Source organism: Nocardiopsis sp. JB363, from assembly GCF_900143625.1.
In the GTDB taxonomy this organism is placed as follows: domain Bacteria; phylum Actinomycetota; class Actinomycetes; order Streptosporangiales; family Streptosporangiaceae; genus Nocardiopsis.
In genome coordinates, this window is record NZ_FRFF01000201.1 from 59,726 (window position 1) to 77,545 (window position 17,820).

General features: G+C 70.0%; 18 protein-coding genes. 7 read left to right on the forward strand and 11 right to left on the reverse strand.

From position 1 onward, the window contains the following. Window positions 1–24 precede the first annotated feature (24 nt). From BQ8420_RS30640 to BQ8420_RS30655, 4 genes are all read right to left on the reverse strand, one after another. A complete protein-coding gene (locus tag BQ8420_RS30640) occupies window positions 25–561 on the reverse strand; it encodes a YbjN domain-containing protein (RefSeq protein ID WP_087103938.1) in 537 nt (178 codons plus the stop codon). A 32-nt stretch (window positions 562–593) separates the two neighbouring features. Continuing rightward, complete coding sequence (gene mshA, locus BQ8420_RS30645) at window positions 594–1,898, reverse strand: D-inositol-3-phosphate glycosyltransferase (RefSeq protein WP_087103940.1); 1,305 nt, start codon at window positions 1,896–1,898, stop codon at window positions 594–596. A 103-nt stretch (window positions 1,899–2,001) separates the two neighbouring features. Next, window positions 2,002–3,003: an esterase family protein gene (locus tag BQ8420_RS30650; protein WP_087103942.1), complete on the reverse strand. Its 1,002-nt coding sequence runs from the start codon at window positions 3,001–3,003 to the stop codon at window positions 2,002–2,004. Window positions 3,004–3,158: 155 nt separating this feature from the next. Then, the gene (locus tag BQ8420_RS30655) at window positions 3,159–4,118 is read right to left on the reverse strand and encodes a DUF523 and DUF1722 domain-containing protein (RefSeq protein ID WP_087103944.1); all 960 of its coding nucleotides are present in this window, start codon (window positions 4,116–4,118) and stop codon (window positions 3,159–3,161) included. An 86-nt stretch (window positions 4,119–4,204) separates the two neighbouring features. On the opposite strand from BQ8420_RS30655, the gene BQ8420_RS30660 reads away from it, so the two are divergent. Next, window positions 4,205–5,524, forward strand: a complete 1,320-nt coding sequence (locus BQ8420_RS30660; protein WP_087103946.1) for a deoxyribodipyrimidine photo-lyase — start codon at window positions 4,205–4,207, stop codon at window positions 5,522–5,524. Between the two features lie 23 nt (window positions 5,525–5,547). Here the strand turns inward: BQ8420_RS30660 and BQ8420_RS33255 are convergent, their stop codons facing one another. Genes BQ8420_RS33255 through BQ8420_RS30670 form a run of 3 tightly spaced genes read right to left on the reverse strand, consistent with a single transcriptional unit; the run spans window position 5,548 to window position 6,689 of the window. Next, window positions 5,548–5,655, reverse strand: coding sequence for a zinc-ribbon domain-containing protein (locus BQ8420_RS33255; protein WP_358503562.1), 108 nt, complete (start codon window positions 5,653–5,655; stop codon window positions 5,548–5,550). Window positions 5,656–5,688: 33 nt separating this feature from the next. Continuing rightward, a complete protein-coding gene (locus tag BQ8420_RS30665; RefSeq protein ID WP_087103948.1) occupies window positions 5,689–6,120 on the reverse strand; it encodes a hypothetical protein in 432 nt (143 codons plus the stop codon). Between the two features lie 56 nt (window positions 6,121–6,176). Then, complete coding sequence (locus BQ8420_RS30670) at window positions 6,177–6,689, reverse strand: O-acetyl-ADP-ribose deacetylase (RefSeq protein ID WP_087104023.1); 513 nt, start codon at window positions 6,687–6,689, stop codon at window positions 6,177–6,179. A gap of 207 nt (window positions 6,690–6,896) precedes the next feature. Between BQ8420_RS30670 and BQ8420_RS30675 the strand changes: the two genes are divergently transcribed. From BQ8420_RS30675 to BQ8420_RS30685, 3 genes are all read left to right on the forward strand, one after another. After that, entirely contained in the window at window positions 6,897–7,259 is a 363-nt protein-coding gene (locus BQ8420_RS30675) for a BlaI/MecI/CopY family transcriptional regulator (RefSeq protein WP_087104024.1), read from the forward strand. A 5-nt stretch (window positions 7,260–7,264) separates the two neighbouring features. After that, window positions 7,265–8,209: a M56 family metallopeptidase gene (locus BQ8420_RS30680; protein WP_087103951.1), complete on the forward strand. Its 945-nt coding sequence runs from the start codon at window positions 7,265–7,267 to the stop codon at window positions 8,207–8,209. Window positions 8,210–8,343: 134 nt separating this feature from the next. Beyond that, complete coding sequence (locus BQ8420_RS30685; protein ID WP_087103952.1) at window positions 8,344–8,643, forward strand: DUF2516 family protein; 300 nt, start codon at window positions 8,344–8,346, stop codon at window positions 8,641–8,643. Here the strand turns inward: BQ8420_RS30685 and BQ8420_RS30690 are convergent. The 3 genes from BQ8420_RS30690 to BQ8420_RS30700 form a co-directional block, all read right to left on the reverse strand. Then, window positions 8,628–11,033, reverse strand: a complete 2,406-nt coding sequence (locus tag BQ8420_RS30690) for a hypothetical protein (protein ID WP_087103954.1) — start codon at window positions 11,031–11,033, stop codon at window positions 8,628–8,630. The genes BQ8420_RS30685 and BQ8420_RS30690 overlap by 16 nt on opposite strands. A 113-nt stretch (window positions 11,034–11,146) precedes the next feature. Continuing rightward, complete coding sequence (locus tag BQ8420_RS30695) at window positions 11,147–12,163, reverse strand: neutral zinc metallopeptidase (RefSeq protein ID WP_369825565.1); 1,017 nt, start codon at window positions 12,161–12,163, stop codon at window positions 11,147–11,149. Next, entirely contained in the window at window positions 12,160–13,119 is a 960-nt protein-coding gene (locus tag BQ8420_RS30700) for a neutral zinc metallopeptidase (protein ID WP_087103957.1), read from the reverse strand. Before BQ8420_RS30700 ends, BQ8420_RS30695 begins: the two co-directional genes overlap by 4 nt. 141 nt (window positions 13,120–13,260) lie before the next feature. Between BQ8420_RS30700 and BQ8420_RS30705 the strand changes: the two genes are divergently transcribed. Then, window positions 13,261–15,108, forward strand: coding sequence for a DUF2207 family protein (locus tag BQ8420_RS30705; protein WP_087103959.1), 1,848 nt, complete (start codon window positions 13,261–13,263; stop codon window positions 15,106–15,108). 52 nt (window positions 15,109–15,160) lie between these two features. Then, window positions 15,161–15,586, forward strand: coding sequence for a D-aminoacyl-tRNA deacylase (dtd, locus tag BQ8420_RS30710; protein ID WP_087103961.1), 426 nt, complete (start codon window positions 15,161–15,163; stop codon window positions 15,584–15,586). On the opposite strand, the gene BQ8420_RS30715 is transcribed toward dtd, so the two are convergent. Continuing rightward, window positions 15,564–16,262 carry a pyridoxamine 5'-phosphate oxidase family protein gene (locus BQ8420_RS30715; RefSeq protein ID WP_087103963.1) on the reverse strand — a complete coding sequence of 233 codons (699 nt, stop codon included), beginning with the start codon at window positions 16,260–16,262 and terminating at the stop codon, window positions 15,564–15,566. The two genes, dtd and BQ8420_RS30715, sit on opposite strands and share 23 nt — an antisense overlap. A 68-nt stretch (window positions 16,263–16,330) precedes the next feature. On the opposite strand from BQ8420_RS30715, the gene BQ8420_RS30720 reads away from it, so the two are divergent. Further along, window positions 16,331–17,743: a PLP-dependent aminotransferase family protein gene (locus BQ8420_RS30720; RefSeq protein ID WP_087103965.1), complete on the forward strand. Its 1,413-nt coding sequence runs from the start codon at window positions 16,331–16,333 to the stop codon at window positions 17,741–17,743. Window positions 17,744–17,820: the final 77 nt, after the last annotated feature.

A 17,820-nucleotide genomic window follows, 5' to 3' on the forward strand; every position in this document is an offset into this window, starting at 1 on the left:
AGCCTAGTCACTCGCAACCCTGGCTCAGGCCTCGTCGACGGTCTCCTCGGCCGGTTCGTCGGCGGGCTCGGTCAGGTGAGCGAAAGCGCGTAGGTTGCGGGTGTCGTGGCCGCGGTCGAGGCGCCACTTCCATTCCTTGCGGATCGCCGAGGCGAACCCCAGCTCCAGCGCCGTGTTGAAGTTCTCGTCGGAATAGGTGAGCACGCACCCCAGCAGCCGGTCGACCTCGTCGACGGTGATCCCGGCCAGGGGAAGTCGACCACGGATGTACACGTCGCCGACCTCGTCGGAGGTGAACGCCATCCCGTACATGTCGGAGCCGCGTCGGGTCAGCCACTGGTAGAACCCGGCTTGGTTCTCGTCCGGCCGCCGGCAGAAGAACGACGTCAGGGTGAGGCTGTGCGGGCCGGCCTCCAACCACACCAGGGTCTTGAGCTTGGCCGTGCCCGGGATGGTGACCAGGAAGGAACTCTCGCGGGGGCGCTCGACCTCCAGCCCGGCCTCGGCCACCGCCTCGTCGATCGCCTTGATCGCGTTCTCGCGCACTGTCGTGTCCGCCACGGGAGTTCTCCTCTCCTTCAAAGTCGGCCTCGTCACCGGCACGCCGCCGCGGCCAGCGGGAGTTCGCGCGGGGTGAGGGCGGACCGGTACGCGTCCAACAGATCGTCCACGGTCCGGGACCAGCTCAGTGTGGCCGCGTGCTCGGGTGCGGCCTCCGCCAGCTTGGCATGCCAGGCGGGTTCGCGGATCAACCGCTGTAGTTCGGCGGCGTAGTGATACGGATCGTGCCCGTCCACCAGGACACCTGACACACGATCCGAGACGGCCGTGGTCAGTCCACCGACCCGGGACGCCACGACCGGAGTTCCACAGGCCTGTGACTCCACGGCCACCAAGCCGAACGACTCCGAGTAGGAGGGCACCACCGTCACGGTCGCGGCCCGGTAGAAGTCGGCCAGGCGTCGGCGGTCCTGTGGCGGTTCCATCCGCACCACGTCGGCCACTCCGAGCGACCGGGCCAGGTCGGTGAACAGGCCGGGCTCGTGCATCCCGCCCCCGGAAAGGCCGCCGACCACGCCCACCACGAGGCGATCGCGCAGTGACGGGTCCTGTTTCAGGAGCTCGGCGGCCGCGCGGATGAGCACGTCCGGGGCCTTCAACCGCTGTACCCGGCCGACGAAGAGCAGCAAGTGGGCGTCCCGAGGCAGCCCGATCCGTTCCAAGGCCTCGGCGCGCGGTCCGGGAGAGAAGGTCTCCAGGTCCACGCCGGGCGGGATCGTGTGGAGCTGGTCGGACCGGGCGCCGTAGAAGTCGGTGAGTTGGCGGGCCTCGTCATCGGTGTTGGCGATGAGCCGGTCGGCCTGGCGGACCAGCTGGTCCTCACCGCGCACCCGCTCCTCGGGTTCGGGGGAGTCGCCCTCGGCCAGGGCGGCGTTCTTCACCCTGGCCATCGTGTGCATCGACTGCACCATCGGCACACCCCACCGGCGCGCGGCCACGACCCCGGCCTTGCCGGACAGCCAGTAATGGCCGTGCACGAGGTCGTAGTAGCCCGGCTCGGCCTGCGCTTCGGCCCGCAGCATCCCGAAGATGAACGGGCACAGATGCTCGGCGAGGGTGTTCTTGTCCAGGCGCCCGTAGGGGCCGGCGGGCACGTGTCGCACGTTCACCCCGGGGGCGAGCTCGACCACGGGCGGCAGCGAGGGTCCGGTGGCCCGGGTGAACACGTCCACGGCCACGCCGCGTTCGGCCATCCGACGCGCCACCTCGACCACGTAGACGTTGAGTCCACCGGCGTCACCTGTGCCGGGTTGGTCGAGTGGGGAGGTGTGCAGGCTCACCGTCGCGATCCTCGAAGGAACCGCCGCCTGATCTCCCAACGGAACGGGTCCGGACACCGGTGGTCCCTCCAGGTCGCGTGTGCGGGCAGTAGTCGTCAACAGCGACGAAGGTACACACTGTTCCCGACCGGCCTGTCCCAGGGGGCGGGGTTGACCCGGATCATGGTCCGGGTGTAGACGCCCAGCCGGTGACGAGGAAGTCCGCGACATCGGGGAACGTGCGCTTCCAGACGTGCAGATCGTGGCCGCCGCGCGGCCGCAGGGTGATGACGGTCATGCCGTGCTCGGTGAGCAGGCCGGAGAAGCGTTCGGCCTCTCCCTGGATCCGGCCCTCTTGGAGCGGTGTGTGGTCCTCGCGTCCTTCGACCAGCATGAAACGCAGATCGCGCACGTCCCGGGGTTCCAGGAGGAGGTCGGGGGAGTGCGGGTCGGTGTCCGAGCCGAGGACGCCGTGCGGGTCGTCGACTCGGAAATACCCGGCCCAGCTCACCACCTGCGAGTACAGGTCGGGGTTGCGCAGGGCCAGGGTGGCCGCACCGTAACCGCCCATGGAGAAACCACCGATCGCCCGTAGGGACCGCGGACGCGGGTGCTCTCCCTCCACCGCGGCCACGGCCGGGCCGGTGACGAAGCTCTCCAAGGCGAAGCTCCCGTCGTGGGCGTCGGCCCACTCTGTGGTGGATCCGTCCTCGACCTGTCCGTGCGGGGCGGCGATCACGAACTCGACCCCGCTGCGGCACATCTGGCGGTCCATCAGGTCGCCCAGGCCCGCTTCCATCAGGGTCCGGTGACTGGAGGAGGAACCGTGCAGCAGGTACAGCACGGGCAGGTCGGCGCTGTCCGGCCCGGGCGGTCGCCGGATCCACAGGGAACGTTCGCCGTCATCGGTGGCGGCCGTGTCGGGAAGGGTGACCACCTCGTCGCGCCCGGGTTGGTCGCAGACCGCGACGTTGCCGGGACGAGGCAGCGCCGTCGGTGTGGAGTCGGCGTCGGGCGGGACGCCCACTCGACCGGCGGCGAGTTCGGGTCCGGCGTTGGACAGGTGGTGGCCGATGCGCTCGACCAGCCGCTCCGGAGGGGCGGTGGCCAGGGACGCGGCGACCAGCGCCACGGCACAGGAGGCGAGGAGTACGGTGGCGCGTCGGGAGAAGGAGACGAACACGTCGCAACCTCAGGGGTCGGGAGCAACCGGTGACCGCACACGAAGCGGCCAGGGGGTGTTACTCAGTGTAGTCGAGCGTGCTCTCTGTGTGGTTCCCGTCGCGTCGGTGCGGAGAGCCGGAGCCCCGTGCGCCGGCCCCTCTCGTGTCGAGGTGTTCAGACCGCCACCGGGTGGCGCAGGCGAAGCGTCTCCGGGTAGGGGCGAAGGTAGGTCTGTTCGCAGGCCCACGTGACGCCCTCCGCCGTGCAGTGGTGCCGCAGCAGCGCCACGGGCAGACTCAGTGGCGCATCGCCCCGACGGTAGTCCTCGATCCCGTCCAGCAGGTCGTGCCTGCGCGTGTCGTCCAGCAAGGGGCTGATCATCCCGAAGACATGCTGGAGCGCGTTGGCGTGCTTGCCTCGACTCGTCTTGACGGACAACACCCGATGGAACGCTTCGGTGTAGGCCACGGCGGTCTCCTCGTGGTCCTGCGTTCCGACCCTCGCCACGATCCTCCCGGTCTCCCGGTATCCGTCCGGGGAGTGCGCCATCAGCTGCAGCTTGTGCCGAGCGTGGAACGCCACCAGGTCGCGCGCGGCCCATTCACTCTCCAGGAGAGTGCGTAGCCGTGCGTGCGCGAACACCCGCTCCACGAAGTGCTCACGCAGGACGGCGTCGGACAGGCGTCCCTGTTCCTCCACCGGCAGTGCCGGCAACAGCGTGGTGAGTCGGTCGGCGAAGGCGCCGCGACCGGTGCCGCGCAGACGGTTGCCGCTCCCGTCGAAGACGGGGAGGGAGAACAGGCCACAGCTGGGCGACTTGTTCTTGAGCACGTAGCCGTCTGCCCTGCACAACCGTGCGAGGTGTCGGTCCGCGACGTTCGCGAGTTCATCGGAGTGGTCGGTGCCGTCCGCGCTGGAGATCACCCGAGTCGCCCCCTCGGAGTCCTCCAGGCGCAAGGTCGGGCGCGGGACCCCCAACCCGATCTCCGCCTCCGGGCACACCGGGAGCCAATCCACGTGCCGGTCCAGTTCGTCGGTGAGGAAACGGTGTCGTGAGTGGCCGCCGTTGTAGCGCACCGGGGCGCCGAGCAGGCAACTCGACACTCCAACGACGGGGCGAACGAGCGTGTCCATGCCGGGGCCCTACCCGGCGAAGCCGGTCGTAACCACCGTCGATTTCCGTGCGTAGTGTAGTGACTCCGTATAGTGAAGGAGTCTCCTTGGTCGCTCCCGTGCTCGTGCTCTTCACGCAGGATCTCCGCCTGGACGACCATCCCGCGCTGACCACGGCTCTGGGAGCCGCCGGTCCGGTGCTCCCACTCTTCGTCCTCGATCACGCCCTGCTGCGACGTGCCGCCCGCAATCGCCTCGCCCACCTCGCCGAGGCCCTCGCCGACCTGCGTTCGGGGCTGCGCGCCGTGGGTGGTGACCTCGTGATCCGCCGCGGCGACACGGTCATGGAGACACTCGCCCTCGCCCGGGAGGCCGGCGCTCGCACGGTCCACCTGAGCGCGGGCGTGAGCCGCACGGCCGACCGGCGGCTCGTCCGACTCCGTGAGGCCGGGCTGGACGTGCACACCCACCCCGGGCTCACCGTGGTGCCACCGGGAGACATCACCCCGACCGCCGGTGACCACTACAAGGTCTTCACCCCCTACTGGAGGTCCTGGGAGGCCATCCGTTGGCGGGAGACCCGACCCGCACCGGCACGGGTCGCATTACCCGAAGGGATCGATCCCGGGCATCTGCCCGTAGGCGAAGACCTCGCACGCGAAGGAGTGGGCGCCCTCTCCCCGGAACGACAGGCGGGTGGATGGACCCGGGCGCGTGACCGGCTCCGCGTCTGGCTCCGGTCGGGGATCGCCGACTACGGTGACCGGCACGATGACCTGGCGGGAGCGGCCACCTCCCACCTGTCCGCGGACCTGCGCTTCGGTTGCCTGTCCCCACTGGAGGTCGCTCGCGCCGCACGCGACCTTCCAGAAGGTTCCGAGTATGTTCGCCAACTCGCCTGGCGCGACTTCCACCACCAGGTCACCGCGGCCTTCCCCGACATCACCGTCCGCGACTACCGGCCTCGTGGTCGGGGGTGGCGCGAGGACCCCGGCGCCCTCGCCGCCTGGAAGGAGGGACGTACCGGGGTGCCGATCGTGGACGCCGGAATGCGCCAGCTGCTTCGCGAAGGGTTCATGCACAACCGCGCCCGGATGATCACCGCGGCCTTCCTCACCAGGACCCTGCGAGTCCACTGGAAGGAGGGCGCCGCGCACTTCGACGCCCACCTGACCGATGGCGACGTGGCCGACGACTACGGCAACTGGCAGTGGGTGGCCGGAACCGGTAACGACACTCGGCCCAACAGGGCGTTCAACCCCTCCCGACAGGCCAAGAGGTTCGACCCCGAAGGCGTCTACGTGCGCAGGTACGTGCCCGAACTCGCCGGCCTGCCCGGAGCCCGAGTCCACAGCCCGTGGCTGGAGGAGGTCGACGAAGGAAGCGAGGGGTATCCGCCCCCGATCGCCGACCCCGGTCGTCTGTGAGGGAGACCGGGGTCGGCGGGCGGCTAAGAGTTGTAGTGGCCGCAGTTGGGACAGGTGCGCACCCCGGGGTTGAGGTACTCACCGCATCTTTCGCACAGGCCCACGATGGGCTTGTCGTGTTTGGGGGACATGTGCGGTGCCCCCTGGTGAACGGGCCTCAAGAGTCATCCTTCCGTCTCGGCCAGCCCGTCGATGATGTCGTCCAGAACCAGTGACCGGTCCGAGCCCGACATCAACCGCAGTTCCCGGAGCGCGGGAACGGTGTCGACACCTTCGGGCCCCGTCACCGTGCACACACGCATGCAGTGCTGGGTGGGGGCCCACCAGAAGTCCCGTTCGTCGATGGGGGCGACGCGGTACACCGTCGCGGGGTACTGGGACGGTCTGCTGGGTGAGTGCCATTGCTGGACACGGGCGAGTACGAATCCGGTGATCAGGGAGTCGAAGATGCCGTCCGACGCCAGGTCGGCCAGCGCGTCCTTGTCGCCCTCGGCACGGCAGGCGTCACACCCGGCGAGCTCCGCGCGCAGAAGCCAACGGGCACGCGCGTGACTCACCTCTGGGTTCTTGAGCTTGCTCGGATGCCGGTGTCCCATACACGGGAGCGTACGACGCCCCGCGGGGTCGCGGTAGCCGGGAACCATGGCGGATCTCAGCGTGCGTCGAAGGCCCGCTGGAAAGCCGCCAGCGCGTCCTCGTCGAACAACACGATCTCCACCCTGGGCACCCGGGCCCGCGCGGTGCTCAGCGCCCGCGCGGCGATCCGGGCCGCGGAGTCCAACGGCCACCGATAGACCCCTGTGGAGATGGCGGGGAAGGCGATCGACTCGGCGCCCAGTTCCTCGGCGACCCGTAGCGACTCGGTGAAGCAGGAGGCCAGTACCTCCGAGCGGTCCTCGGTGGTGCTGTACACCGGGCCCACGGTGTGGATCACCCAGCGGGCCGGCAGGTTCCCCGCGGTCGTTGCCACAGCCTGCCCGGCCGGCAGTCCGCCGCCGTAGTGCGAGTCGCGCAGTGCCCGGCACTCCTCCAGGATCGCCTTCCCACCCTTGCGGTGGATCGCCCCGTCCACCCCGCCGCCACCCAGTAGCGAGCTGTTGGCGGCATTGACGACGGCGTCCACGCGTTGTTCGGTGATGTCGCCTCGCGACAGGTTCACTCGCATGCGTTCGGACACGGGTCCACTCCCTTCACAAGGCCCCGGACGTCGCTCGACGTCGGGAACGAGGATCACTCCGATTCGACAGGGGTCCGGGGCGCAAGCACCCTTCGGACCCTGACGCCAGGGACTCAATACCCTTGCCCACAGGCCATCTTGAATTAACGTGGGGGTGCCACAGGCAGTAGTACTACCCGTCGTAGACTCGTGTACATGAATCGGCTTGGCGAACTTGAACGCGCGGTGATGGATGTACTGTGGGCACGCAACGAACCAATGACGGTTCGCGAAGTCGGCAAAGCTCTGGCTGAGCGGGACCTGGCACACACGACCGTCATGACCGTGCTCGACCGACTCGCCAAGAAGAAGGTCGTCACCCGGGCACGTGAGGGCCGTGCGTGGCGGTACCGTCCGGCAGCCAGCCGCGAGAACTACGTGTCCGAGATGATGTTCGACGCACTCGGACAGACGGTCGATCGTGACGCGGCCTTGGCCGCCTTCGTCCAATCCATGGACGGCCAGGAGGCTGAAGCGCTACGGCGCGCACTCGCGGAAATCGAGCAGCCAAGGAACTAGTCCGTATGGTCAGTGCCGCACTCCTCACTCTCGTCGCGGTCAGCTGCCTCGTCGCCATGGAAGCTCTCCACCGGGCGAAGTGGCCCTCCCGCGGCCCCTACACGGCGGTCATCACCTGGCAGGCCTTGGGCCTGGCGTGGGGTGTGTCCACCATCGGCGCGCTGCTGGCATACGGCCTGTCCTCGTACGAACTCGGTGCCGCCGGCGGCAGCATGGCCATGCTGTCCGACCTGGTCAGCGGCGAGTTCCTCCTCGCGGAGTTCTCCCAGGGGATGGAGGGCGTCAGTCACCTGGCCGCCGTCGCGTTGGCCGTGATCCTCACCCTGGTCCTCTTCTGCGGGCTGGTCGCCTCCTTCGTTCAGGTGCTCCGGGTCCGCAGACGCCATCACGACCTCCTCGCACTCGTCGCCAGCGACCACCCCGACGTCCCCGGCGCCCGCGTGGTCGACCATCCGGGGGCCGCCGCGTACTGTCTGCCGGGCGTCCTGCGCTCTCAGGTGGTCATCAGCGCCGGAGCCCTCGAAGTCCTCGACAATCGGGAACTCGCCGCGGTCCTCGCCCATGAGCACGCCCACCTGCGCCAGCGTCACGACCTCGTGCTGCTGCCCTTCTCCTCCCTCAAACGGGCCTTCCCCCGAGTGCACCTGGTGCGCACCTACTACGAGAGCGTCGCTCTGCTCATCGAGATGTGCGCCGACGACCAGGCCCTGCGCAAGAGCTCCTCGCGTGAGCTGGCCATGGCGCTACTGCGTTTCGGGGCGGCGGGGCCCGTCCCGGTCCCGGCCGGCGCGATGGCGGCCGTACATCCGGCCGAATCCACGGTGATGCGGCGGGTCAACCGCCTGCTGCACCCCGACGACGAACTCCCGTACCACGCGGGCGCGATCATCATGGGCGCCTCCGCGTTCCTCCTGGCCACGGTCACCTGCCTCTGGAACATCCCGGTCTGACCCGGGTCCCTCCCACCGGGCCGAGAGACTCGAACGGATCCGGGCCTCCTCCGGGCACGATTATCGGCGCCGATCCGTTTACCGTGGAGAGCGGGCGGACCCCCGTTCGATCATGTGCAGCTCTGGAGTGAGTCTTGTTTTACTGGATCTGGCAGCTCGTCTACCTGGTGACCTTCGTGGCCAGCCTCTACGCGTTGATCGAGGCGATCCGGACACCGGCGCAGGCCTTCGAGGTCATGGACAAGCAGACCAAGAAGCTCTGGGTGATCCTGACCGCCGTGGCGTCGGGTCTGTCCCTGCTCGCGGTCCTGAGCGGCACGGGCATGTTCGTCATCCTCGGTCTGGTGGCCACGCTCATCTTCCTGTTGGATGTACGTCCCGCGGTCAAGGGCATGGGCGGTAACCAGAACAACGGTCCCTACGGGCCCTGGTAGGTCTCCGGAACAGGGGCCCCCGATGGTCGTCCGGCGGGCATGACCTGCCACATGGCCTCCGCGTAGGCGGGGTCACCGGTGTAGTCGGAGTGGCCGAGGATCTCCGGGCGGCGAGCCTCACCGGGTGGGGCGTCGTAGGAGCGTGGGTCCGGCAGTGGTTCGACCGTCGGCACGACCACCTCCTCCCCGTCGGGACCGGAGCGACGTACCGGCCCCGCGATGGCGTCGGTGACCCGCCACAGATTGCGCCAGGACGCCACCCTCCCGTTCAGGTCGGTGAAGGCCACCGGACCGAAGTAGGCGGGGAAGTAGCGGGAGTACAAGCGGTCCAACGGGGAGCCGTGGGTGATCAGTGAGACCCGGTCCGCGCACTCCTCGGGCAGCTGCCACACCGTGGCCGCCGCCAGCACCGAACCCTGTGAGTGACCGGACAGCACCACACCGGTGTTCTCCCCGGCCATCCGGCGCACCCTCGCGGTGAGCTGGGGGACGGCGCGTTCGGCGTAGGACGGCGGAGCCAGCGGATGGGCCGCCCGTGGCCAGAAGGTGCCCACGTCCCACACCGCGCCCACGGCCTGACGGGTCGGCCGGTCTCGGTAGGCACTGCGGCCGATCCACACCAGCGCCACCAGAGCGGCGCCGCCCAGCAGTGAACCCATCGCCACCATCGCGTCCAGGGCGTCTTGGGCCACGCCCTGGAACCCGCCCGCGACCGCCATGGGGGCGTCCATGGGTCCGGCCACCAGTCTTCCGGTGACGATCGAGTACAGGGCCAGCCCCACCAACGGCACCACCGGCAGCAGCAGGGCGCCCAGGATCTTCGGTAGCGCTTCGGTCATCCGGCCCATGGCTCGGGAACGCGCGATGTCCCACGTCCGCCGGTCCCGGACACTGCGCGAGTAGAGCGCGGTGACCTTCGGCAGTTGGGCCCGTACCGCTCCGCGCAGCCACAGGGCCAGGACCACCACCACGATCAGCACGATGATCGCCTGGAAGGCGAAGGCCAACTGGAGCCAGGAGTAGGCGGTGGGCGGGGACAGCGCCAGACAGTCGGCCTCCGGGGCGTCCATCGAGCCGCAGCCGCTCAACCACAGCGACCCCTGGTAGACCAGGGCCGCGGAGAAGGCACCGCCCAGCAGGGTGCCCAACGCGGCGGTGGACGGGCCGGCCAACCCCCGCATGGCGGTGTGCCGGTGCGGCCGGTCCACCGCGAACAGCACCAGCGCCGCCACCAGCAGGATCACCACCAAGGTGCCCTGCACGGCGAAGAGGCTGTTGAGCATGGTGCCGCTGCCGGGGAGCCGCCCCTCGACCACCCAACCCGGCCGTGGCCAGACCGTGTACACCGCGATGACGGCGGTCAACCCCAGGATGGTGTCGCGCAACACGCGGCACAGCCGGTCGGCGCGTGCGTTCCACCGGGCGTCCTTGCCGGGGACCAGCACGCTCACCGTGCTCAGCAGCGCCACGAGCGCCAACAGCCCCGCAAGGACCGCTCCGGCCGTCCACAACCCTGGAGAGCCCGGAAGCGGGGCTCCTCGACCGCCCAGGTCGTGCAGCAGGGGTGGCAGGAGCAGCAGCGCCGCCACGGTGCTCACGGCGATCGCGATGTGCGCCGACCGCAGCCGGGCCATGATCTCGCTGTTGCGCCAGAAGTCGGGGTGGCTGAGCGGGGCGTCCTCGGAGTGCCGGGGCGGCACCGGCCCGGTCACCACCTCGTAGTCGGCCGCGGTCCGCCGGGACAACCGCCACAGCACCACCACGACCGCCGCCGGCAGCACCGCGCCCACCAGCAACGACCATCCCGGGGCGGACAGCGGGGAGGAGGCCGACGCGAGGAAGGCCAACCACGGCCGTGCCCGCACGCATTCCTCGCCCAGACCACCGCACTGCCAGGCGACCAGGTCCATCCCCACCCCGGCGGCGGCCAGGACGATGAGCATGGTCAGGGAGAGCGCCAACAGCCGCACCCCGGCCCCGTAGGCGATGTTGGCCACCCTGCGGGTCCCGGTCTGGCCGTCGTCCATCCGTCCCGGCCGCATCCAGTAGGCCACGTTGAGCATCATGAACGGCATCAACAGGAGCCAGAAGGCTCGTGACGAGGCGCCCGAGGTGAGGTTGCCCCAGGCGAAGATCTCCCGACGCATCCCCGGCAGGGTCTCGGTGTCCGGTTTCCGCCGCCACCGGAAGAACCCGGCCAACCGGTCGCCGCCCACACGCATGGCGGGCTCCACGTCCAGGAGTTCCTCCGCCTGCCCACCGCTCACTCCGTGGACGCGCAACTCCACACAGTCGCGGGCGCGCGAGGTCTCTCCGTCGGACGTGGAAGGGGTACGAGGGGCGGGTGCGCGGGTGGAGTGTTCGTGGAGGGGTTCCGCTGTGTCCGGCATGTCAGCATCCTGCCACGCAGAGTCGCCATGAGACAGCGTGATCTCCGAGCCTGTGGACAACTCGTGGGATCGGAATCGGCCGGGGGAGGGGCCGCGGGCGGCGAGAGGCCGGTTCACTCCACCAGCGACTCGTCCTCCACGTCCCAGGTGTTGCAGGACCCCGGTGACTGCTCCTCCCACCCGGAGCGGGTCCATCCGACGCTGTTCTCCGGGGCGCCGTGCGTGCGCGCCTCGTCCGGCTCGCCCTCTCGGTCCGCGGTCGCGGACGCGTCGTCCAACAGCACCTGGAGGTCGTCGCCGGACAACGGATAACTCACCCGCACCGAACCCAGGAACGCCCCCGCCAGGCAGTTGGCCTGAAGCTCGCTGCGGCGCGTCCAGGTGTTGCGGCCGGCGTCGTCCTCCTCCAGCTGGCGTTGTTCGTGGTAGTACTCCAACAGCCCGGACTCGCCCTGCACGTGGTGGGCGTACTCGTGGGCCAGCAGGGACGCGTACACCACGCTGTCCTCGGCCCCGTTCCACTTCTCGACCACGTCCTCGGTACCGATGTAGACGGCACTACTGGCACGGCAGTAGAAGGCGCCCGCCGCGGAGGGATAGGCGCGGCACGGGCTCATGCCCGGCTCGGTCCAGAACACCCGGTCCGGTGGGCTGAAGGCGATCCCCGCCCGTTCGAACTGGGTCTGCCAGACATCGTCCAGACAGTCGGCGACCTGGTGCAGGAACACCTCCAACGAGGTGGGATCGTCCACGTCCACGTCCGGTACCGGGCACGGCAGGGGACTCAGCCTCCCCGTCTCGTACAGCGGATTGGCGAGCAGCGCCACCTCTCCGGTGGGTCGGTCCGGCACCGCCTGGCCCGGCAACTGCAACTGCCCGGTAGGGGAAGCCGAGAGCGAGCCGCCCTGCCCGGGTTTGTCCTCCCCGCTCTCGGCGCGCTCCACCACGGTGCCGGCCTCCGACCCCGCACCCCTTTGAACGGTGGACCACGACAGCAACGACAACGCCAACACGGTCACCAGGAGACCGCAGACCACGCTGAACACCCGACGGTTGTTCCGGTGCATCCGGCGCGCACGCGCCAGCCGGGAGGACTCGTCGGGACCACCGTGGTTCAAGGCCGCGTTCACCGCACCAGCTCCTCGCGGGCCTCCCACGTGTTACAGGCGGCCGGATCCATCCGATCCAACCCGTGCGCGGTCCACAGTCGGCCGTTCTCCGTCGAACCGTGTGTGCCGGTGCCCGCGTGGTCGGAGCGGCGCACGACGTCGTCGAGGATGTTCTCCCGCTCGCGCTCCTGGTAACCCAAGGACTCCTCGGCGGAACCGACGAACACCCCGCCCAGACAGTTGGCCTGGAGTTCGTTGCGACGGGTCAACTCGTCGGCGGTCTCGTCGTCGGCGTTGGCCCGCAGGGCGTGGAATTCGGCGAGCATCCGGGACTGGCCCTGCACGTGGTGGCCGTACTCGTGGCTGAGCAGGAACGTGTAGGCCTCGGGTTCCTCACTGCTCGCCGAAGCCGCCACGATGTCCTTCACCCCCAGATACAGGCCCTGATTGGCCTGGCAGTAGAACGCAGCGGTGCCTCCACTGGGAAAAGGACCACAGGGGCTGTGCCCCTCGTCGTGCCAGTAGATCCGGTTGGGGGAGCTGAACGGTAGCCCGGCCTCGTCGAAGTAGGCCGCCCAGGCCGTGTCGAGACAGTCGGCGATCGCGTGCACGAACACCTCGACCGAACGAGGGTCTTCCTGGTCCAACGTCGGTGGGGAGCACGTCACCTCACCCAGCTCACCCGTCGCGTACAGCGGGTTCTGGCCGAGAGGGTCGTCGATCCGCGCGTCCGGGTGGTCGACCGGCCGGCCCTCCGCGTCCGCGGACATCAGCTCCGTGGGATCGGTGCCGACCGGGTCGCCCCAGGCCGGCTCGGCGCCCGGCAGCATCGCCGAGATCGCCAGGAATCCGGTGAACCCGACCGCGGCCAGTCCCGTACCGAGGGACAGGGACACGCCCAGCCCCATGCGCTGTAGGAAGCCACGAGGTTCCGCCCAGGGGTCGAGGTCCGGGGCCGGGCGAGCCCTCCTCACCACGTGCCCACGTCCGTCCGACCCAGGGCCCTGTCGGACCTCGCCGGAGGGCGGGCGGCGGCTGTTCGGGGACACCGATTCACGACGCCGCGGGGGGCGCCCTGCGGACACGGCCCGGGGGAGGACCGGATAGGCTCTCGCGTCATGTGGTGGGTCGGCTCCTGGCGTGCGGCCGTCGCTTGGGCGACGGCCCTGCTCGTGTTCTCCTCGCTGGTCACAGCGGTCACCGTGGCGTGGCCGAGAGAGGAGGCGCACGCGGCGGCGGCCGCACCGTTCACCACAGTACCGGGGCACGCCTCGGCGGGGACCGTGCCCCATGCGGCCGCCGAGGGTTCCATCACCAACGAGATCACCCTCGAACTGGACCGGCATGGCGTACTCAGCGGTGAGGAGGCCATCCGTTTCGAGGGAGAGGCCCCCGAGACCTTCACCCGGGCGCTGACCTCCACCATGATCTACGACACCGATCACGACCGTCGGTTCGAGATCGACGGTGTCACCGCGGTCGACGCCGACGGCGCGACCGTCGAGGTGGAGACCGAGGACGCCGGCGGCGCCCTGCTGGTGCGCATCCCCACCGAGGACGCACGAGGCGTGCGCCTGTCCTACCGGGTGGGCGGCACGGTCAGCGAGGTCGCCCAGGGGGTCCAACTGGAGTGGCGCGCGGTGGGCGCCTACAGCCACCCGGTCCGCACCACCGAGGTCACCGTCAACGCGCCCCTGCCACCGGAGGCCCTGTCCTGCCTGGCGGGCGAACCTCGCAGCTCCATGTACTGCACCGCCTCCGACATGGGCGGCGAAGCGGTCGTCGCGCACTTCCTCCAGGCCGACATGGGCCCGGACGATCGGCTCGACATCGTCGTGAACTACCCGCCCGGCACAGCCGAGGGCGAACCCATCCTCACCCGACGCTGGTCCCTCGCGTCGGCCTTCGCGGTCACCCCGGCGACCGGAAGCGTCTTCGGTCTGTTGCTGCTGGTCCTGGTGGGCGGCCTGATCGCTCTCATCCGCATCCGTGGCCGTGACGAACGCGCCCTGCGCAGTGAGGCCTCCCAGGGAGACCACGCACCGATCGAGCCCGGCGAACACGGTCGGCTGCGCTTCCACGCCCCCGACGGTGTCCACCCCGGCCAGATCGGCACGCTGGTCGACGAACGCGTCGACATCGCCGACCTCACCGCCGGAGTCCTGGACCTGGCCGTACGCGGTTACATCCGGGTCGAGGAACTTCCGCACGAGCACTTCACCTCGGTGGACTGGCGACTGGTCCGACTGGACGGCCCGATCGAGGAGAAGCTGCTCGCCTCCGAGTGGTTGCTGCTGGACGCCCTCTTCGGGGACGAGCGCACGGTGCGCATGTCCCAACTCGCCTCGCCTCGGCATTCCACCGACTTCCCCGCTCGGATCGACCGGGTCCGGGACGAGCTGTACCAGGACATGGTGCGGCTGAAGTGGTTCTCCCGCTCACCCAGCCGGGTCCGCGGTGTCTGGACCACCGTCGGAATGGTCACCACCGCGGTCGGCGTCCTATCGACCGTCCTCCTCGCGGTGTTCACCCACGCCGCCTTCACCGGACTGGCCGTCGTCATCGCGGGCGCCGCCATCACCGCGGGCGCCCAGTACATGCCCGCGAAGACCGGACTGGGCAGCTCCGTGTACGCGCACACCATGGGTTTTCGCGACTACCTGCTGAGCCCACGCGCCCAGACCGTGCCGCCGGGGCAACGGGTGGAGCTGTACTCGCGCTACCTGCCCTACGCGGTGATCTTCGACGACGTGGAGCGTTGGGCCAACATCCTGGCCGGCGCCGCCATCGCCGACCTCGAACCGGAGGAGCTCGACGGAGACGGCCTGCACTGGTACACGGGACCGCGCGAGTGGCGGATCGAGGACTTCACGGACTCCATCACCACGTTCGTGTTCACCCTCACCGGTGTCATCACCAACACCCGTCGCACCGGGCTGCTCAACCAGCTGCAACGATCGAAGTAGACACGCTCCGGGCCGGGGCGAGGAGAGCCGACGAGGACAAGAGGGGGAACCCATGCGCGCGGTCGTGCAGCGGGTGTCACACGCTTCGGTGACGGTGGACGACGAGGTGGTCGGGGAGATCACCCGCCCCGGACTCATGGCGCTCGTGGGTGTCACCCACACCGACACGGAGGCCGAGGCCGCCAAGATCGCCCGCAAGCTCTGGACGCTGCGGATCCTGGAGGACGAGAAGTCCTGTTCCGACATCGAGGCCCCGCTGTTGGTGGTCAGCCAGTTCACCCTCTACGGAGACGCCCGCAAGGGACGCCGCCCCACGTGGCAGGCGGCGGCCCCGGGCCCGGTCGCCGAACCCCTCGTGGACGCCGTCGTCAAGGAACTGCGCGAACAGGGAGCCGAGGTCGCCACCGGGGTGTTCGGCGCGCAGATGTCCGTGGGGATGACCAACGAGGGCCCGTTCACCGTCGTCCTGGAGGTGTGACCCGGGCGGTCACGTGAGGCGGGGCGGGCAGGTCGTGGCGCAGGTCCGGGGTGGTGACCGGGGGGTCGAACACCGTGCGCATCGGCAGCACACCCGCCCAGACCGGGGTGTCATGGTCCTCCGGATCGTCGGACGGTGGCCCCGTACGCACCTTCACCGACGCCTCCGCCAGTGACAGCGCCAGCACCCGGGTCGCCGCCGCCTCCTTCACGCTCGGCCGACGCACCGCGCCCCACCGGCCCGGTGCCGAATGCTCGGTGGTGGCCCGTAGCGCCGCCTCGTGTTCGTTCGGGTCGGTGACCACCCGAGGCGTTCCGAAGACCATCGCCGACCGGTGGTTCATCGAGTGGTGGAAGGCCGACCGCGCCATCACGATCCCGTCCAACAGGGTGACCGTCACGCACACCTCACCGATTTCGCGGAGGAATCGGGCGCCGGTGGATCCATGCAGGTAGAGGGTGTCGCCGATCCGTGCGTAGCCGGTCGGCAGCACACGGGGAGCGCCGTCCACCACCACGCCCACGTGGCAGACCAGCCCCTCGTCGAGGAGGTCGTAGAGCTCGGAACGGTCGCTGCGGGCCTTGTGCTTCGCCCGCTTGAGCCGGGTGCGTTCGGTGGGGGAGAGCGTGCGTTCGGACGCGGACGCGGGTTCGGGTTCGGATTCGCTGGAGAGCATGCGTTCACCGTAGAAAGAAAGTGGATACCTCGACCATGGCCACTTTCCGCCGATAACGGAGGACCACTTTGCCTCGTCGCCTCGCCGATCCCGCGATCCGCCTGGACCGGTCCGACCCCACCCCGCTCACCACCCAGCTGGCGTCGGAACTGCGTACGGCCATGACCACCGGGGTGCTCCGTCCCTCCGAACGGCTCCCCTCCAGCCGCTCCCTGGCCGCTCAACTCGGGGTGAGTCGCACCGTCGTCACCGACGCCTACCAACAGCTCTACGCCGAGGGATGGTTGGAGGGCAGGCACGGTTCGGGCACGTTCGTCGCCGCGCACGAACCCCTCGCCCCGCGCACGACGCCGGTCCCCCGCAACGGCCCGCCGTCGCCCGAGGACCACCCCACCCGGGAGCAGGTGCGCGGGAAGGGCCGTGTCGACCTGCGCCCCGGCGCGCCCTGGGTGCACGACCACGACCGGGCCGCCCTGCGCCGCGCGTGGCGGCACGCCGCCGAGCACGTGCCCGACAGCGTCCCCGACCCGCGTGGACGGCCCCGGCTCCGCGAACTCCTCGCCGAACACCTGCGCCGCGCCCGCGGCATCCGTGTCGGCTCGGAGAACCTCATCGTCACCCGGGGCACCGGCAACGGGCTCGACCTGGTCGCGGCCCTGCTCGGACCCGGTACCCGCGCCGGCGTGGAGGACCCCGGCTACGGGAGGGCCCGGTCCATCCTGGCCGCCCGCGGCGCCCACATCGTGCCCTGCCCCGTCGACCGCGACGGACTCCGTACCGACGAGCTGCCCGACGACCTCGGCCTCGTCTACACCACCCCCGCCCACCAGTACCCGCTCGGCGGACGACTCCCCGTACCCCGCCGCGAACGGCTTCTGACCTGGGCGGCGCGTACCGGTGCCCTGGTGGTGGAGGACGACTACGACGCCGAGTTCCGCTACGACGTGGCGCCCCTGCCCGCCCTGTACGGACTGGACCAGGCACGGGTCGTCCTGCTCGGCACGCTCTCCAAGACCCTCGACCCCGACCTGGGAATCGGCTGGATCGTCGCCGACCCCGACCTCGTCGACCGCCTGGCCACCGTGCGCGCAGACCTGTCCGACCGCACCAGCGGACCCGTCCAGGCCGCCACCGAGCTGCTCCTGGAACGCGGCGACCTCGACCGACACCTGCGTCGGATGCGCCGCGAGTACGCCCGCCGCCGCGCACTGCTCGTGGAACATCTGGGGGCCCACCTGACCGGGGACACCGCCGGACTGCACGTCCTGCTCCCTTTGCCGGAGAAGGCGGTGGCACCGGTGATCGAGGCCGCCACGGCCGAAGGGATCCTGGTCGAGGACACCAGCCGGACCAGCCACGCGGAACCTCGTGTCCACGGGCTCGTCATCGGCTACGGAGCCACCCCGAGGCCGGACCTGCGGCGCGCCTGCGAGGTCCTCGCCCTCGCAGTGCGAAGGCATACCGAAAGTCCCGGGCGGTGACGAAGCAGCCGCCCGGGACACGGGGGGTCGAAGCTCGGCGAAGTACCGGCGCGGGGAACCCGTAACGGGACCACCCG

What these genes read in the sequence shown, in the direction of transcription:
- BQ8420_RS30655 (WP_087103944.1), bottom strand. Translation starts at nt 4,118, where the DNA reads ATGGACACGCTCGTTCGCCCCGTCGTTGGAGTGTCGAGTTGCCTGCTC.
- BQ8420_RS30665 (WP_087103948.1), bottom strand. Translation starts at nt 6,120, where the DNA reads ATGGGACACCGGCATCCGAGCAAGCTCAAGAACCCAGAGGTGAGTCAC.
- dtd (WP_087103961.1), top strand. Translation starts at nt 15,161, where the DNA reads ATGCGCGCGGTCGTGCAGCGGGTGTCACACGCTTCGGTGACGGTGGAC.
- BQ8420_RS30705 (WP_087103959.1), top strand. Translation starts at nt 13,261, where the DNA reads ATGTGGTGGGTCGGCTCCTGGCGTGCGGCCGTCGCTTGGGCGACGGCC.
- BQ8420_RS30670 (WP_087104023.1), bottom strand. Translation starts at nt 6,689, where the DNA reads ATGCGAGTGAACCTGTCGCGAGGCGACATCACCGAACAACGCGTGGAC.
- BQ8420_RS30715 (WP_087103963.1), bottom strand. Translation starts at nt 16,262, where the DNA reads ATGCTCTCCAGCGAATCCGAACCCGAACCCGCGTCCGCGTCCGAACGC.
- BQ8420_RS30690 (WP_087103954.1), bottom strand. Translation starts at nt 11,033, where the DNA reads ATGCCGGACACAGCGGAACCCCTCCACGAACACTCCACCCGCGCACCC.
- BQ8420_RS33255 (WP_358503562.1), bottom strand. Translation starts at nt 5,655, where the DNA reads ATGTCCCCCAAACACGACAAGCCCATCGTGGGCCTGTGCGAAAGATGC.
- BQ8420_RS30680 (WP_087103951.1), top strand. Translation starts at nt 7,265, where the DNA reads ATGGTCAGTGCCGCACTCCTCACTCTCGTCGCGGTCAGCTGCCTCGTC.
- BQ8420_RS30675 (WP_087104024.1), top strand. Translation starts at nt 6,897, where the DNA reads ATGAATCGGCTTGGCGAACTTGAACGCGCGGTGATGGATGTACTGTGG.